Origin of the sequence: Rhodococcus sp. NPDC127593, assembly GCF_042671975.1 — a bacterium.
In the GTDB taxonomy this organism is placed as follows: domain Bacteria; phylum Actinomycetota; class Actinomycetes; order Mycobacteriales; family Mycobacteriaceae; genus Rhodococcus_F.
Genome location: NZ_JBHXWI010000052.1, coordinates 12481 through 28186 on the forward strand (window position 1 = coordinate 12481; position 15706 = coordinate 28186).

13 protein-coding genes and 3 pseudogenes are annotated in these 15706 nt (G+C 66.2%); 7 read left to right on the forward strand and 9 right to left on the reverse strand.

The annotated features are described in order from the left end of the window. Positions 1 to 1347: a diacylglycerol/lipid kinase family protein gene (locus tag ACFVJ3_RS36645; RefSeq protein WP_378456723.1), complete on the forward strand. Its 1347-nt coding sequence runs from the start codon at positions 1 to 3 to the stop codon at positions 1345 to 1347. A 524-nt stretch (positions 1348 to 1871) separates the two neighbouring features. On the opposite strand, the gene ACFVJ3_RS36650 is transcribed toward ACFVJ3_RS36645, so the two are convergent. Then, on the reverse strand, positions 1872 to 2804 hold the full coding sequence (locus tag ACFVJ3_RS36650) for a LysR substrate-binding domain-containing protein (protein WP_378456724.1): 933 nt from the start codon (positions 2802 to 2804) through the stop codon (positions 1872 to 1874). Positions 2805 to 3259: 455 nt separating this feature from the next. Here ACFVJ3_RS36650 and ACFVJ3_RS36655 point away from each other — a divergent pair. Further along, positions 3260 to 3676 (forward strand): annotated as a pseudogene (locus tag ACFVJ3_RS36655) (SRPBCC domain-containing protein); the annotation flags it as partial. A gap of 100 nt (positions 3677 to 3776) precedes the next feature. Here ACFVJ3_RS36655 and ACFVJ3_RS36660 read toward each other — a convergent pair. The 4 genes from ACFVJ3_RS36660 to ACFVJ3_RS36675 all read right to left on the reverse strand — a co-directional run bounded on the left by ACFVJ3_RS36660 (position 3777) and on the right by ACFVJ3_RS36675 (position 5668). After that, positions 3777 to 3947, reverse strand: a complete 171-nt coding sequence (locus ACFVJ3_RS36660; protein WP_378456725.1) for a hypothetical protein — start codon at positions 3945 to 3947, stop codon at positions 3777 to 3779. Between the two features lie 569 nt (positions 3948 to 4516). Beyond that, a complete protein-coding gene (locus tag ACFVJ3_RS36665) occupies positions 4517 to 4801 on the reverse strand; it encodes a hypothetical protein (RefSeq protein ID WP_378456726.1) in 285 nt (94 codons plus the stop codon). A 363-nt stretch (positions 4802 to 5164) separates the two neighbouring features. Then, positions 5165 to 5359 (reverse strand): three-helix bundle dimerization domain-containing protein, encoded by a 195-nt coding sequence (locus tag ACFVJ3_RS36670; RefSeq protein WP_378456727.1) that lies wholly within the window; start codon positions 5357 to 5359, stop codon positions 5165 to 5167. A 108-nt stretch (positions 5360 to 5467) separates the two neighbouring features. Continuing rightward, positions 5468 to 5668: a hypothetical protein gene (locus ACFVJ3_RS36675; RefSeq protein WP_378456728.1), complete on the reverse strand. Its 201-nt coding sequence runs from the start codon at positions 5666 to 5668 to the stop codon at positions 5468 to 5470. 508 nt (positions 5669 to 6176) lie between these two features. Here ACFVJ3_RS36675 and ACFVJ3_RS36680 point away from each other — a divergent pair. Next, positions 6177 to 6653 (forward strand): DUF1003 domain-containing protein, encoded by a 477-nt coding sequence (locus ACFVJ3_RS36680; protein WP_378456729.1) that lies wholly within the window; start codon positions 6177 to 6179, stop codon positions 6651 to 6653. Between the two features lie 508 nt (positions 6654 to 7161). On the opposite strand, the gene ACFVJ3_RS36685 is transcribed toward ACFVJ3_RS36680, so the two are convergent. Then, positions 7162 to 7713: a hypothetical protein gene (locus tag ACFVJ3_RS36685; protein WP_378456730.1), complete on the reverse strand. Its 552-nt coding sequence runs from the start codon at positions 7711 to 7713 to the stop codon at positions 7162 to 7164. Between the two features lie 2154 nt (positions 7714 to 9867). Between ACFVJ3_RS36685 and ACFVJ3_RS36690 the strand changes: the two genes are divergently transcribed. The 3 genes from ACFVJ3_RS36690 (at position 9868) to ACFVJ3_RS36700 (ending at position 12250) form a co-directional block, all read left to right on the forward strand. Beyond that, positions 9868 to 10728, forward strand: a complete 861-nt coding sequence (locus ACFVJ3_RS36690; protein WP_378456731.1) for a GNAT family N-acetyltransferase — start codon at positions 9868 to 9870, stop codon at positions 10726 to 10728. Positions 10729 to 11470: 742 nt separating this feature from the next. Then, positions 11471 to 11797, forward strand: a complete 327-nt coding sequence (locus ACFVJ3_RS36695; protein WP_378456732.1) for a hypothetical protein — start codon at positions 11471 to 11473, stop codon at positions 11795 to 11797. A 180-nt stretch (positions 11798 to 11977) separates the two neighbouring features. Further along, on the forward strand, positions 11978 to 12250 hold the full coding sequence (locus tag ACFVJ3_RS36700; RefSeq protein ID WP_378456733.1) for a hypothetical protein: 273 nt from the start codon (positions 11978 to 11980) through the stop codon (positions 12248 to 12250). Positions 12251 to 12350: 100 nt separating this feature from the next. Here the strand turns inward: ACFVJ3_RS36700 and ACFVJ3_RS36705 are convergent, their stop codons facing one another. Both ACFVJ3_RS36705 and ACFVJ3_RS36710 read right to left on the reverse strand, forming a co-directional pair. Continuing rightward, entirely contained in the window at positions 12351 to 13007 is a 657-nt protein-coding gene (locus ACFVJ3_RS36705; RefSeq protein WP_378456734.1) for a TetR family transcriptional regulator, read from the reverse strand. Between the two features lie 493 nt (positions 13008 to 13500). Next, on the reverse strand, positions 13501 to 14073 hold the full coding sequence (locus ACFVJ3_RS36710; protein ID WP_378456735.1) for a hypothetical protein: 573 nt from the start codon (positions 14071 to 14073) through the stop codon (positions 13501 to 13503). Positions 14074 to 14494: 421 nt separating this feature from the next. On the opposite strand from ACFVJ3_RS36710, the pseudogene ACFVJ3_RS36715 reads away from it, so the two are divergent. Next, a pseudogene (locus ACFVJ3_RS36715) lies at positions 14495 to 14815 on the forward strand (N-formylglutamate amidohydrolase); the annotation flags it as partial. Here ACFVJ3_RS36715 and ACFVJ3_RS36720 read toward each other — a convergent pair. Continuing rightward, a pseudogene (locus ACFVJ3_RS36720) lies at positions 14815 to 15561 on the reverse strand (IS110 family transposase); the annotation flags it as partial. The pseudogenes ACFVJ3_RS36715 and ACFVJ3_RS36720 sit on opposite strands and share 1 nt — an antisense overlap. Between the last annotated feature and the right edge of the window lie 145 nt (positions 15562 to 15706).

The following is a 15706-nucleotide window of genomic DNA, read 5'->3' on the forward strand; positions in this document are numbered from 1 at the left end:
GTGAGCGACGACCGATCCGCCGCCCCCGACACCACGACCGGAGCCCGCCGCTGGTGGGCACGGGCGGCGTTCGCACTGGCGATCCTCGCGGCGGCGGTGCCGCTGATGGCCGCCGGTCTGCTCAGCACCGTCGGGAGCCTCCTCGTCGGAATCGGCGGCGTCGTCGTCATGGTCGCCGCCCTGTACTGGTTCCTCACCAGTCGCGGTGTGCTGCGCTGGATCTCACTGGCGATCGCGATACTGTCACCGATCGTCGTCCTGGTCCTGTTCATCCGCGCCCACCTGCTCGCCGAGGTCGTCGCCTCCATTGTTCTCGCGCTCCTCACGGCGCCCTGCGCCCGCGCCGCCCTGCGCGGACGAACCTCGGACACCGCCGTCCGCGAGGTGCCCGCCCCACCGGTACGGCATCCAGTGCTGATCATGAACCCGCACTCCGGTGGTGGCAAGGTCGCGAAATTCGACCTGCAACGCAAGGCCGAGGAACTCGGCGCCGAGGTGGTCCTGCTCGAAGGACCGGGCACCGTCGATGTCACCGAACTGGCCCGGCATGCGGTCGAGGCCGGAGCCGACCTGCTGGGCGTGGCCGGCGGCGACGGGACCCAGGCCCTCGTCGCGGGGGTCGCGGCAGAGAACGACCTGCCGTTCCTGGTGATCAGCGCCGGCACCCGCAACCACTTCGCGATGGACCTCGGACTCGACCGCACCGATCCCAGCCGGTGTCTCGACGCCCTGCGCGAGGGCGTCGAGTTCGCCGTCGACCTCGGCCGGATCAACGGCCGCCCGTTCGTCAACAACGCCTCCTTCGGGGTCTACGCCGAGGTGGTACGCAGCCCCGCCTACCGCGACGACAAGACCGGAACCGTGCTCCAGATGCTCCCGGACCTGCTCGCCGGACAAGCGGGTGCCCCACTCGTCACCCGGATCGGGAACGTCACCGTGCGGAACCCACAAGCGGTGCTGGTGAGCAACAACCCCTACGGCACCAGCGATCTCGCCGGCCTGAACCGACGCGACCGACTCGACCGCGGCGTCCTCGGCGCCGTGACCGTCTCGGTCGCCAGCGCCCACCAGGCAATCGGGCTGCTGCGCCGCGCGAACGTCCGCGGGCTGACCCAGCACACCACCGCCGAGGTGGTCGTCGACGCCCACACACGTCAGACCCCGGTCGGCGTCGACGGCGAATCCCTGCTGCTGCCCACCCCGGTGCGGTGCACCATCGAGCCCGGCGCCCTCCGCGTCCGGGTCCCCCGCGACCGCCCCGGGGTCCGCCCCGCCGCACCCACCGTCGACTGGGTCCGGCTCCGCGAACTGGCCTGGCACCGTCAGACCGCGTCCCCCCACACCTGAAGACGCAGCAGTACCACTGGCCCCCAACCCATCCCACCGAACGGTTGACCGACCCCAGCCACCGCGCAGTGCGCACCACGCCCGACGCCACCAGCCGGAAGGCCGCTGCACTCAGCGTGTCGGCGAACCTTCTCGGACATACCCCCAAACTCGGCGGCCGGGTCTCGAGTACATGCCGAGGTTCGCCGAGGCAGGGCCCGACCACGATGCAATCGGTCAACGACCCGTTGGCCAACTGCCCTGGGGCCACGTCATCGAGTTGCTCGATGCTGGTTCCCGCCCCCAGCCGGGACGGGCCTGTGTCCGATTCGGATCCGCCCGTGTCACTGCATGATTCGGCGTCAGCACCGCAACGCCCGGTCCTCGGCCTTCTAGCCAGGTTCGAGCCAGGCGAACAGCGCGGCACTCTGCTCGCTGCCATCGACGGCAGAGAGGAGATCATCATTCCCACGACGGTAAGCCCGGGACTGCCCCAGGACCACTGCCCGCGGGTGCAGCTTCCTCGAATGTCCGGGCCGCCGGTCTCAGATCGCGACCAACCCGCGTTCGGTGCGACTCGCTTCCTCGGAAGGATCGATACAGTCGAGGAACGAGAACACCGCCGGATTCACCTCGGCGGTCCGCCAGACCGCATACAAATCGATCGTCGGAACCGGATCGACCAATTTCACCGCCACCGAATCCGCGCCCATCGCGCCGAATCCTCCCGAACCGGCGCGCGCAAGCGAGGCGAACCCGACCAACGGCTTGACCGACACCATGTGCGCGGTCGCGCCCGGATCGTCTGCGGTCTGCGCGACATCGAGCGAGATCCTGCTGTCGGCGGCGGCGCCGAAAATCGAGTCGTACATCGCCGGGCACTGGTCGCGGGAGAACATCACACACTCCTGCGACGCCAGCTCGGCGAACGGCACCGCCGGCCGTGCCGCCCAGCTGTGCCCCTTGCCGACGACCGCCACCAGGGGAATCTTCCGCAGGACCAGGTGGTACCGGAAATCCGCGGTGCGGGGATGCCCGTACACCAGGGCGATGTCGAGGGCGCCGTCCGCGAGGTCCGCGAGCTGCGGCCCGGTTCGCTTCTCCCACAACGAGACCACGATGTCCGGGTGCTCGGCACACATCTTGGCGAGGACCGACGGCAGGACATGCCGGCTGGCCGGCATGTTGTAGCCGACGTTGAGAGTTCCCGAGCGACCGTCCGCGGTCGCCTTCGCGATCCGCGCCGCCTTGTCCATCTGGGCGACGATCAGCCTGGCCTGCGCCTCGAATTCCCGACCCGCCGACGTCAACTTCACCTCGTGCGAGGTTCGCGCGACCAGCCGGACCCCGAGGGACTTCTCCAGCTTCTGTAGTTGCGCGCTGAGCGAGGGCTGGGTCAGGTGCAGCCGTGCCGCGGCCCGTCCGAAATGCAATTCCTCGGCGATGGTGATGAATGAGACGAGATGCCTGAACTCCACACTCACGCTCCCTATTGGCTCGTGTGGCAAGGCTAGCCACGGCGTGTAACTGCTGGAGAACTCCGCGAACACGGGTAGAGCTGCTTTCGTGGACGCTGGGTGAAGTGTCCGGTCAAGCCCGCCCGATGCGGTGAAATCTGCTCCCGTTGACAATTCCACAGTGCGGTAAAGGCACGATAGGGGCGCGCCACTACGTGTGACCACCGGTGTCGATGAATGATGGCGGAGACGCCGAGTTGGACAGGACCGACCGCGCCAGCCGGGTGATCGCGGCACCACCGGCGACCGTCTACGGCGCCCTCCTCGACTGGGAGTCCCTCGAGGCCTGGTTGCCGCCGGACGGCATGCACGGACGGGGTCGAGCGGTGGGATCCCCGCCCCGGTGGCGGGTTCCGAATGATCCTCACCTACCTCGACCCCGCCGACAGCCCCGGCAAAGACCTCAGCTGCGACGGATGTCGTCGCTGTCGGATTCGCCGACCGCGCCACCGGAGCGCGTGGTGCAGCGGGCGGTGTTCGACGCTGACGATCCGTCGTACGCGGGCACCATGACGATGACCTGGCACCTCACTGCCGCCGGTGACGGGACCGAGGTGACCGTCACCGCCACCGACGTGCCACCGGCATCGACCAAGCGGCACACGAGGCCGGGATCGCCGCCTCGCTGGCCAACCTGGCCTCGTACGTCGAAGAGGCCCGCTGACTCAGGTCGGCTCGGGCCGGGCAACTGCTGGGGGGAAAAGTCACCGTCAGCTCCGGGAGGAGTTCCGCCTACTCGAGCGGTCCGACAGTCCGTTCACCGAGCATCACCGACCGGGGAGGAGCAACCCGGTGTCCGGTGGCTCCGTCCCGTCACCGTGGTGGAGGTGGACTACCGCGAGCACTCCCGAGGAGGCCTCCGACATCCCTCCTACAAGGGGAAACGCCTGGATATAGATCCCCGATCGGTCCGGGTCGAGGACTTGGAGCGGGTCAACCCTGCGCCCGCCGCGCGGACCCGGCTTGCTTGTCCTGTGCGGGTCGACGTGCGGGTCGAGGGGTCACACGCTCGCCGGTGAGTGCTTCGACCACGCCCGCCAGGTCGTCGGCGGACAGGTGCACGTCCTGGTCCGCTCCGGATTCACCTCGGGTGTTCTGCTCCATGACCGCCCTCCCCATCACCGTGATATGTCAGCACAAAGTGTAGAGCCCGGAAAGGGTGTTCGGCGTGCCCGCAATCGGCGTTTTCGCAGGTACTCAGGATATTCACAGGTTTCATCCGTTGCTGCGACCACCGTGATGGGTGCACGATCAGGCTGTGCATCGACGACGCTGGCCGGCGAACCCTCCACCACCGTGCGGGGGCGTCCGGGTGCACGGTCACCGCGTGTTGGCCGCCGATCCGCAGGTGACGCTGGAGCTGGGGCGGATCGTCGCATTCGGCAGCGGGCTCGCGGTGTACCTGGCGCTCACGGCCACCGGCACCCCTGCCCAGCGAGCCCACCGTGAGACCCGGACACTGACCGACCCGGCGGATCGGTCGGCGCGGTGGTCCTACCTCGACGTGTGGGCGGGGACGGACCGGATCGCCGTCGCGGACCCGTACCTCGCCCGCCCGGATCTGCAGGCGTGCACGGCCGGACGGTGCACGTACCGCGCGGATCGGTCTGGCACCGATGGTCGCGACGCTCGATCTGGCACGCCTGGATCAGACCGCGAGAAATCGGCGGTAGTCATTTCGCCGACCGGTCGGATGCGGGCGCATGTGGGCGGTCCGCCAGCACCGGGAACCGGACCAGCAGCCGGTCGACCAGCACCTGCGCCTGGTGAAGTTGGGTGCGTAACGCGTGTTCCTCGGCCCGCCAATACCGCTCGAGGTCGCGATCGGTGGGCCAGAGCTGTTCGAGCTGGGTCTGTGCGTGCGCGATGTGATCGAGGAGGCCGTCGGTCTCGGCCAGTAGCAGGGACAGAAAGACGTCGGCCTGGGCCGTGTCGGGATCGTGCGCGATCGGGGTCATCGGCTCGTTTCTCCTGCTCGGCGCGGCAGAAGGTACGTGCCGCACGGGGTCTCGGACAAAGACTGCGCCGCTGCGGAAACCGAAACACGAGCGCATCGACAAGACGGTGCACCTCATACAACTCGCCCCGCACAACGGTCACCTCCGCACGCAACCGGTCCCGGAGACCGCGCCTGCCGGCCTTCTGGGTGTTCTCGACGAGCGCCTGCGCGTTCTCGATAATTCGCGAGACGGCCTCGATCTCCTCTCACAGAACTCCCAGGAACACGCGAGCCTGCGCCGAATCGGAGTTCTCCACCCTCGGCCTCGGGGTCATGAGCCGATCAGCGCGGCCAGCTTCGCCGCCGCATCGCGCTCGACGAATCACGGCACGAAATCTCTGATCCGCGCCTGCGCGAAACGCGCCACTGCCTGCTCCGCCGCGAGCCCTACCGCACCGTGCGGCACCGTCAGGAACCTCGTGATCAGCCGAGCCGTCACCAAGGACATCTGGCGGGCCTCCTCCACCGAGTTCACAACCCCGAGCCTGCGCCCCCACGACCACCCCGTCAACGCCACACCATCACCTGGCGAAGAGCGCCCGCCAACAAACACGGGACCCACCGCAAACTGTGAACGCCACCCGCGGGCATCCGTGACCATTGCCTCGGGCTCTGCACGGACGGATCATGCCGGATCCCACGGCGATTGTTCGAGACCGTTGAGCTCATCGAGAACCTGGTCGACGGCGGTGGTCGGGATACGGAAGTCTTTTGTACTGCCGCGGCGCCGTCTGGACGCCGTGCCTTCCGAGGCCCGGAGGCGGTCGCGCACGGAGGCGAGCATGGCAAGTTCACGCTCGAGGTGTGCTGCGGTTCGGTCACTCACGGTCTAATCCTGCCCTGACGGGGGCGATGATCAGAATTGTGCCGCTCGGTGGCTTCGAGAAGAATTCTGGCAGTGTGGCATTCGCGGCCAACACTTCCGCCAGGGGATCTGCCGTCACCGAAGGTCAACGCCACATTCTAAGGGACCAGTCGTCGGTCGGACGAGCGCACACGGTACCCGAGATCCGGCAGCTACTCGTTCATCTGACCTGCGACAGGCCCACCCCGACGAGCACGTCGGGTCGTGGTCAGGCTGGCGTAGACGCCGACAACACCAGGCCCGCATTTGTCATCACCTTGCCCGCGGTCAACTACCAGTGCCGTCCGATCCGGTCACCCGGCCTCTGGACCCGATGGACAAGGGAAGAGCACGATGGGCAACACGGTGGAAAGAACTATCAACGCACCCGCCATCACACTCGAGGGCCGGATCACCCCATCAACAATCAGCCGCGGTGCCAGAACCCGATCCGCCGAAATCCGGCCAATCACCCGAAGGGACGATTGGAATGACCAGCAAGCGCTCGGCAACCGACTGGCACACACCACAACTGATACCACGCCGGTTGCTACGCGGGAACAGCGTTCACCATCCGATCGTACTAGCGGAGGCGAAGCGGCGGAGCGGCAATCTGCAGCTGCGGCTGGCTGACCGAATCACCACGTTCGCCGGGTCGATGCAGTTCGTGTGGCTCCATGTGGCGCTGTTTACGGTGTGGATGCTCCTTGTGGAACGAAGTCCCTGGCCCACCTTGACCCTCGCCGTGTCCCTCGAAGCGATCTTCCTGTCCACCTTCGTGATGATCGGCCAAAACCGTCAATCCGCCTTCCAACAAGCAAAGGCCGACCACGACTTCCACGCCCAGGAACTCGAGTTGCTCACCAACACCGAACTGACTCGCCAGATTCACGTACTCACCGAGGAACTTCACAGGCGTTTCATCGGTGAACCAGCAACCCGAAGCGATCCGGGGGCGCCGACGTGAGAAGTCGGCGTGGACTTGTCACAACACCGGCGGTGGCACTGACTGTCCGGACTTCCACGGTTCGGAGGATATCGACAATGTTCTCGTGTAACCCTCCCGTCTCCGGCCGTCGTTTGCCACTAGCGACCTCGGCGGCGGTCGCATGCAGGCCTCGAGTGACAGCCTCCTCGGCTGATTACGCGCCCAACCCACCGGTGCCCGAACGCCCCGCCCGGAAACGAGCCGCTGCACGCCGTTCACGGCCTCCCACCAGGGGTCACTCACCGCGTTGCGATCCGACTCTTCACGCCGATACAGACTCAGGAGGTTGATGACGACGATTCCGATTCCGCCGTATGGACTCGGTGGCAGCTGACAGATCTGGACCCCGTGACTGGCCCCGATATTGGACTGGTGGAACTCCCGGCACTGACCGACGGAGACGACAAAGCCCCGGCAAGCTCGGCTGCCGGGGCTTTGCCGTGTCTGCAGTGCTCAACACGGCATGACGGCACTCGCTCACATCGATCTAGCCAGTGGTGCCGCTATCGGTGAGTCCGAGATCGGTGTAGCCGCTGCTGGTCCCCGGATCCGTGTACGTGCCGGGATCCGCACCGTATCCGCCGACGTCAGCTGGATCGGTGTAGCCGCCGCTGGTTCCCGGATCGGCATACCTCGTCCCCGGTTCGGTTAACGTCGTGCCCGGATCGGTTAACGTCGTCCCCGGATCGGTGTAGCCGCCGCTGGTTCCCGGATCAGCATACGTCGTCCCCGGTTCGGTTAACGTCGTGCCCGGATCGGTTAACGTCGTCCCCGGATCCGTGTAGCCGCCGGTCGTGCCCGGATCGGTTAACGTCGTCCCCGGATCCGTGTAGCCGCCGGTCGTGCCCGGATCGGTTAACGTCGTCCCCGGATCCGTGTAGCCGCCGGTCGTGCCCGGATCGGCATACGTCGTCCCCGGTTCGGTTAACGTCGTGCCCGGATCGGCATACGTCGTCCCCGGTTCCGTGTAGGTTCCGGGATCCGCACTGTATCCGCCCAAGTCAGTTGGAGCGGGTGCGCCATGTGAAGAATCAGGCATCGGGGCCACGGGCGCAGCTTCAATCGGGGGCGCCGGGGGCGCAGGTGCATCGTGCCCGCTCATAGCTGTTTGATCGCTGCCACCATGTCCGGCGTCGGGCATCGGCGCCACAGGCGCGGCTTCAATCGGAGGCGCGGGAGGCGCAGGAGGCGCAGGAGGCGCAGGGTGCGCGGGTGCATCGTGCCCGCTCATAGCTGTTTGATCGCTGCCACCATGTCCGGCGTCGGGCATCGGGGCAGGCGGGGCGGGTGCGACGAGTGCCGGGGCGGGCACATCAGGCACCGGAGCGGGCGCGACAGGAGCAAGGACCACAGGTGCATCCGCTGCCGGTGGGACGTGCGCGGGCGACGCGGGAGGTGCGGGAGGCGCCTCGACGGCAGGAGCCGGGTCGGCAGGAGCAGAATCCGCGGGAGCCGAGGCGGGCCCAGGATCGCCTGGAATTGCGGCGGGCTGATTCACTCCATTGCCGGTACCGTGAACCGGCTCGACGACGGGGGCCGGCCCACTGGTCGTCGGCGTGTCTTGGTGCTGGCTCCAAACGAGGCCACCGGCGGCGAGCGTTAGTACCGCCGCGAGGGGTGCGAGGGCATTGGCAGCGGTGCTGCCGAGTCCCCCGGCGCCGGCCGGGGCGAGGCTCGATGTCGGACCGGTCGGTGCGGTGGCGGGTCCGCTCGGTGTCGGTGCCGGCGCCGGGGGTTGCTCGGGAGCATGCACTGCGGGTTCGTCGTGTTCCTTGGCCTTTTCGAGCATTTCCCATACGACCAGGGGTGTGCCGGTGCCTTTCCACCACAGCGCGGCGAACGGCATCAGGACCGGTTGGGCCACACCTCCCAGGAATTTCAATGCCTTGACGGCCTTCGAGTCGTTCTCCGCGAACGGAAGTTTGGTTGCGACGAAGTTGATGTAGGCCGCGCTCGCATTGTGTAATCCATCGTTGATCGCGCTCAACGGGAGCCAGACCGGGGCGGCGACGCATAGGAGGAAATTTGACGTCCACGTCCCGACCGAGTCTCCTGGACGCGGGGTCACCGCGTGGATGAGGTGCGGGGTAAGACTTTCGTACGGTACGGGTCCTTGGTCAGACATGGCACTGCCTGCCGCCCGTGTCGGTGGTCGGCTGCCCTCCGGGCAGGGTGGGCGGGCGAGTTGTGGCACGGAGGCCGGTGGGTTTCATGAGATCGGGTCCTGAGAGGTGGACAAGGATGAACAGGCTGATCGTCCTCGGGGGCGTGATGACCCGGCTCAATCCTCTTCCCGTGTGATCACGCCGTTATCCCCTCCTAGGGTGCGGGAAGTACCCCCCAGGGGGGCATGGGCTCACCCGAGGGCCACTTGCCGACCGCTCCGAAGGCATGGGCCGTCGCAGAGCGACCGTCAACGGAGGAAGGAGAATCCGTGGTGGCGGCCAGGAAGAGTTCCAGACATGGCCCAGGTGGCGAAGCCGCCATCGGTCCGCCACTTCCCGCCAGATTCGGTTCTTTTCATGGTAGCGGTTGCGCTGCACCTCGAGCCCCTGACCTGCCGAATCTCACCGGATTGGCCAATTGGCCACCTAGTGGCCATCCGGGCTGAGATTTGGCCACGATTTCTGATTCCCTACAGCTTCTGTAGGGTCTCGCGGCCGGTGGCGTTTTGAGACGCTGCGAACTGCGGACTTGTTGCTTGCCTCACGGCATGGCCACAGCAATCAGTCTCAATTCCCTGGCATTTCCTCAGCCATTACGAAGCGAGACGAGTCGTGACGATGTCCCTGCCGCGCCGGCGATCAGGGCGCTCTGACACCCATGTGAGGAGTAGTTTGTGATCCCTCAAGCGGATCGTCCAGCGGCACGGGATTACCGCCGTAGTGGGTGTGTTCACGACGATCCAACACGGCGTAGCAGCGATGAACGGCCCGCGGGTTCGTTGGACTGCTGAACTGGACCTCATTCTGGGGGCTGCTGCTTATCGCTGTCCCTTTGGCAGTCGTTGGGTTCCTCGTCGCGGTTGTACAACTCATCGCGCACCTGGTGGACGCGCGACCGAGACATCGAACAGCTCCTGTGGCGCGGTAGTCGTCCGTGCCTGGTCGGTGTTGTTCAGTAGCCGATCGTTGACCGGTCGCCGATCCGCCATTTGGACAACCGTCGGCAGCGTACGCGCGACAATAGGTGAATGACCGAGCTGCAGATCCGCGAGGCGACGCCGGACGATGCCCAGGTGTGTGGGCACCTCATGTTCGACGCCTTCGAGGGGCTCGCCACGCGCCATAACTTTCCGATCGAAGCGGGCACGCCCGAATTCGCCGACTTCCAGATCAAGGCGATGCTGGACACTGACGGCATCTATGGTCTGGTTGCCGAGCGGGACGGCCGAATCGTCGGCAGCGCCTTACAGGACGAGCGCGGAAAGATCGTCGGCATAGGACCCGTGGCCGTTGACCCGGCGGCGTCGGACGCGGGGGCGGGCCGTGCGTTGATGACTGCGTTGCTTCAGCGATCGCGCGAGCGCGACGTCGTCGGCGTGCGGCTGGTACAGACGGCGTACAACTACCGGTCCTTCTCCCTGTACGCCAAGCTCGGCTTCGCCGTGCGTGAGCTGTTGTCCGTCTTCCAGGGAACGCCACGCGGGTCCGCGATACCCGGCGCAGTCGTGCGTCCGGCGACACCGGACGAGATCGCCGCCTGCGACGAGATCTGCCGGCAGGTGCACGGCCACGACCGCCACGGCGAGCTGCAGCATTGGGTCAATGTCGGCACCGCCCGCGTGGTCGAGCGTGGCGGCCAGATCACCGGCTATGCGACGGGTTTCGGCTACACCTGGCACGCGGTCGGCAAGGCCGACGACGACGTCATCGCGCTGCTGGCCGGCGCCGACGAGTTCACCGGCCTCGGGTTCCTCGTGCCCTCACGCAACACCCGCCTCATGGCCTGGTGCTTCGATGCTGGACTGAAGATCGTCCAGCAGTCGACGCTGATGACGATCGGGCTCTACAACGAGCCGCAGGGCGCATGGCTGCCGTCGATCGGCTACTAGCCGTCCTGGCGCAACAATGCACCGCGCCCGCGCCGACTCGGTTCCATTTGGGCATGGGCCGGCGCCCGCTCTTCCGCTACCGGCTACCGGCTGTCCAGTAAACCCACGAAGGCCCGAAGGTCGCCGACGTACAGCCCCGCCACCCCGCCACCGCGGAGTACCCGCACGAACGTGACGGTGATCCAGTGACCGCGGCACGGCTCTACGCCGAACCCGCAACACCCGGCCTCCCGGAACCGCCGACGAGGGCCCGCACGCACGCAAGCCGATCCATTACCGGGACTGCCCGGTCTGATTCCAGTACCACCCGCCGGAATCATGAGAACCTACTGTTCATGTGGACTGCGGACAGCTTCCAACGAGATGTTTCGGCAGGAAAATGGATAGATGAGAGTCTGAAGCGATTCGCCAGAGACCACCGCGCCGTCGTCGTCGGTTCGGTATTGCCGACCGAATTCGACTCCTACGCAAGGGTATTCCACCCCGCCCACCGACGCACCGGCCCATCCGCTGGCCAGGTCGAACCGGTCACCTGGCGTGCAGTCGCTGCGGCGAACGGGCGCACCGCGCATCCACTGATGGAATGGGAGTTCCTGCTTCCTGCCACCGCGGCCAGAACAGGGCAACCCGGGCTGTGGGATAAGGCGCCTGGCACCGGCGAACTCGCCCGCCCCACTGCCGAAGCCCTCGCCGGTGTACTCGCAAACTTCACGACAACCACCGACCAGTGTTGGTACGCGATATGGGAAGCCACACGATCCTCGATGACGTCCGCCAAAACGCCGGCCGCCTCGAGATATACGACAAGGGCATGTTCCTGATCAAAGATTCCATCGCGGCGGCAGGAAACCGCTTCCGCAGCCTCCTGTCACCGAACCTCTGGTGGTCGGACGACCGCGCCTGGTGCGTGGCAACTGACACCGACCTCATGGCTACCTACGTCGGTGGATCCGCGAGGTGTATCGACGCGATCATCAACTGCCCGGATCTGGAAGCGCTGGAGGTGTCCGCCACGATGAGCGTCCAGTGGGACAGCGACACCGTCAATCCTCGCCCGGAACGCTATTGACAGCCGTCAAGGTGCGTTGAACTGTCACCGCTAGCGGATCGGCTACATGCAGCAGGGTCGCTATCACCTGTCCTGTTGGATCGCTACTGTGCCAGGTGTGAGGGAACCGGTGCTGGATCGGCACGTCGACGTTGCACAGCTGTGGCAACTGGCCAGTGAGGCGGCCCGGAAGGGCGAGAAGTGGGGCAGCGCAAGAAGTCGGTGAGCGACGCCATGGTGACCTACTACGCCCAGCTGCGACGTGACAGACGCGGCGCGAAACGGTGGGTCGCCGAGGTCGTTGATCTCCTGGGATATTTCGATCTGTCAGCGGACTGGCGCGCAGTGGAGAAAGGCCTGCAAATACTCGACCAAGCTGACGGTGACGTCACCGGTGCCGGTGCTGAGCTACAGCGGCTGGAGGTCGTGCCGGCTTCCTCGACGAAAAACTCTCTCTTCAAGAGCTCCCAGTAGGGCGGAGTCAGGCGAACCGCTCGCGTTCGCGGCCAGGTGCGACGGCAGGTTCACGTCGCTTAGGACACGGATCGAGAATTTCCCAAATAGCCCGGTCAGACTACGAATCGGGCAGTTCTGAGCCGGAATCCGGCCATCCTTCCCTCGCAAAGTTCTCCAGCCATTCGGGTGAAGCCATCGCAGTGAGGATCACTTCGAGCGATTCCGTGAACCGCTCGCCGAGGTCGCCCTCCAGCGCCGCCATGTCGGGCATGTACCGCTGGCCGGCGAGCGACGCCGCCAGGACCCGGGTGAACTTCTCGGGGTCGGCGCCGGGGCGGAGCAGTCCGTCGCGCTGAGCGCGGATCGCGAACTCGTGCGCGGTCCGCCCCCAGACCTGCGAGCCACCGGACTGTACGTCCGGATAGAACTCGGGTTCGACGATCAGCCGGAACTCGGCCCGGACGAGGACGCTCGAGTGGAACAGCTTCGCGAGATCGAGAACGAAGCCGTGGAGGGCTTCGAACGGCCCGATGTCCGTGCGACGCGTCCACCGATCGGTCAGAGCAGAGAACTGCTCGATTCCTGACTGGAGGACGGCTCGGGCGAGTTCTTCCTTCGATTGGAAGTGGAAGTACATCGCCCCCTTGGTGGCGTTCGAGCCTTCGAGGATCGTGTTGACCGGCGCCGCCGCATAGCCGCGCTTGGCGAACTCGATCGCGGCCGACTCCACCAGCGCAGCGCGAGTGCGTCGCGCGCGCTCCTGCTGACGTGCCATGACGGTGAATCCCTCTCCCAGATGTAGTAACCCCGCCTTTCGCCCTTCCGGGACGAGCGCGGAGCCATACATAACAGTATCCCCGTTTTGAAAGAACCGACAGAGCAGTCTGTCGATCATGGAAACCTTGCTAGAAACCAACCTGAAGACCTTTATGGAGTCGAAACCGGACCGCTGCCGAAAAAATACCAAGTGGTATAATTTGGGTCGTCGAGTGCAAGCTGGCGTCGAACTCCGAACGCCGGCGGATGGTGATCGGTCAGGTTCTCGATTACGCCGTGCCGCAGGCGAGCATCGAGGTCGCGGACAGCGTGCAGGTCGCTGCTGAAGAATTGGTCCAGAAGGGGTTCGCCCTCATCCACGGCGCGCCGATCCAGCCGTGGGGGGCAGACCGTCGCACGACTCCAATCACCCGTGGGCCTGATCATAGGCCTTTCGTACGCACCAGCCCTGCAGCCGTAGCGAGAGTGGCCGGGCCGCGGATCCTGATGACCTACTCGGCGTCCGTGTCGAGTTCGACGCAGTCCCATGTCACGGTCCTGTCCGACTCAACGTCGCCGTGCTCGGTGAAAGTAGGCGGTCCCAAAGGGTTCACCGAGTAGCCCCCGTGTGAGGTCGGGATGCGGTGTGCGTCCCGAGTGATGCAGGCGCGGTGAAGAATACGACCACGCGTCGTCGGCACAACGTGGTGAAACAGGTGCAGGTATCTGTCGTACATCAGACAGCCGGAGATCGCGGTGGGACCCTCTGATTCTTTCCAGTCCGAGAGCAGCGCGGAGACGTGTCCATTGCCGTGGGCTACCCAGTCGTATTCGCCGGGGAGGTTCGCGGCGACGCGTTCGACTTGCACGGGGACGTCCCAGCTCACCAATTCTGCCGGCAGCATCTCCGGCCGACACCATGCGGTAGTGGCTTCGATTCGGTCGCCGACGTGCAGGCGCTCGTATCCGGGTTCGAGGTCCACCAGCATCCAGATCCGCACACCCATCATCATGACGCGTGTGCGCTCCGTTCCGTGGTCCTCAGTCCGAACGCCCCAGTGCCGGTGGAGGACCCTCACCGGCACGTTCCGATTGTCGTCCCATGACTGGAACTCGCCGACCTGCGAACTCCCGTAGAGGTGGTCCGGTGAAGAATCCCGAACTGGGGGGCGTCAAACGGTGCAGACATGTGCTCCCAGCCGCGGCAAGTATCGGAATCTGCGAGAAACTCGCGGATTGCACGCGTAACTCATGGAATCCATCAGTTTCGAGCGAAATCGAGGGCAGGGCTACTTGGCGCCGTGTACCGCCGCGACCAGCTGAAATCGGAGGAGTCCGCATGCGACGGCCCAATCGAACCTGCGCGCACTCCGGTACCGGCCCAGTCCTTCCGTTAGGGGACCTGTCATCACTGCAGGTCAAACCCCATTCTGCCGGATCGGGCGCCGGTCGGACTAATCGCCGTCACCCCGCGGGCCGCGTTTCGGCGGCCCGTACCCTTGCCCTATGTCCGCTGATCCAGGCAGCATCCGCGCCGACGACCACCAGGCGCTGCCGAACCTGGCCGTACAGGATGCATCGGCGGATCCCCACATCATCACAGCGGCGGCGCGCACCGGAACGGACATCGAGCTGCAGGTGCACACGACCGTCGCACCGTTCGACGTCGCGGCCGCGGAGTGGTTTCCCGCGGCGACCGGGTTCGCCGTCACGGTCATCGTGCACACCGTCGACGCCAAGTCGGGCGTGCCGCGGTATCTGCCGCCCGCCGAGCCCGCCGAGCCCGCCGAGCCCGCCGAGCCCGCCGAGTGGGCGCGGGCGATCTTCGTGGATTTCAGGGTGTCGGCGAGTTTGGGGAGGATGGTCTCCGCGGCCTGGGTGCCGGGCACGACCACGGTCTGCTCGTCGAGGGCGGCAAGGATCTCACCGACAAGTCGGGTGCCCATGCGGGGTGCGTGCTTGACCGCGATCGCGGTGAGTTTGCGCTTGCCGGCCTTGCGGATTCCGGCCGGCCCGCCGCAGCGGGAGAGGACCTCGAGCACCGCCGGATGGGCGATGCGGGGGCCGAGGACCCGCTCGAGGGCGGGGTGGATGGAGGTGAGCAGGCCGCGGATGCGGTTGCTGACCCGGGTGGCCTCGCCGGCAAGGTCGTCGTCGAATCCGACGAGGACCTCGAGTTCGGCGAGGGCCTCGTCGCCGGTATCGACCCGGCGCAGGGTGTGCGGCATGGTGCGGGCGGTATCGGCGATGATGAAGGCATCTCGGGCATCGGTTTTCGCCTGTCCGGGGTACAGGTCGGCGATGCGGCGCATCGCCAGTCCGGGCAGGTAGCCGACCTCGTGGCTGCAGGCGCGGGCCACGGTGACCGGCAGGGCGCCGATCGTATTGGGTTGGTCGACGACCACCAGCACCGATCCGTGGCTGGCCAGGCGGTCGAAGACCGCCCGCAGCTTCGCTTCGTCGTTCGGCAACGCCTTGTCGTAGATCTTCTTTCCGGCGGCGGTCAGTCCGACGGCGTGGTGCTCACCTTTGCCGACGTCGATGCCGCAGTACACCGCATAGTTCGAGTCCATTTCGGGGGTCGTCCCTTGGGTTCCGGTCGGCCGGTCGCCTCCGATCCGGCATCGACGCCCGGCACCCACGTTACAAAGAGACCTACCCTACTTCGGTTGGCCGTGTCCCTATCAGCGGTCCGTCGACGCCACCACACCCGGCGAC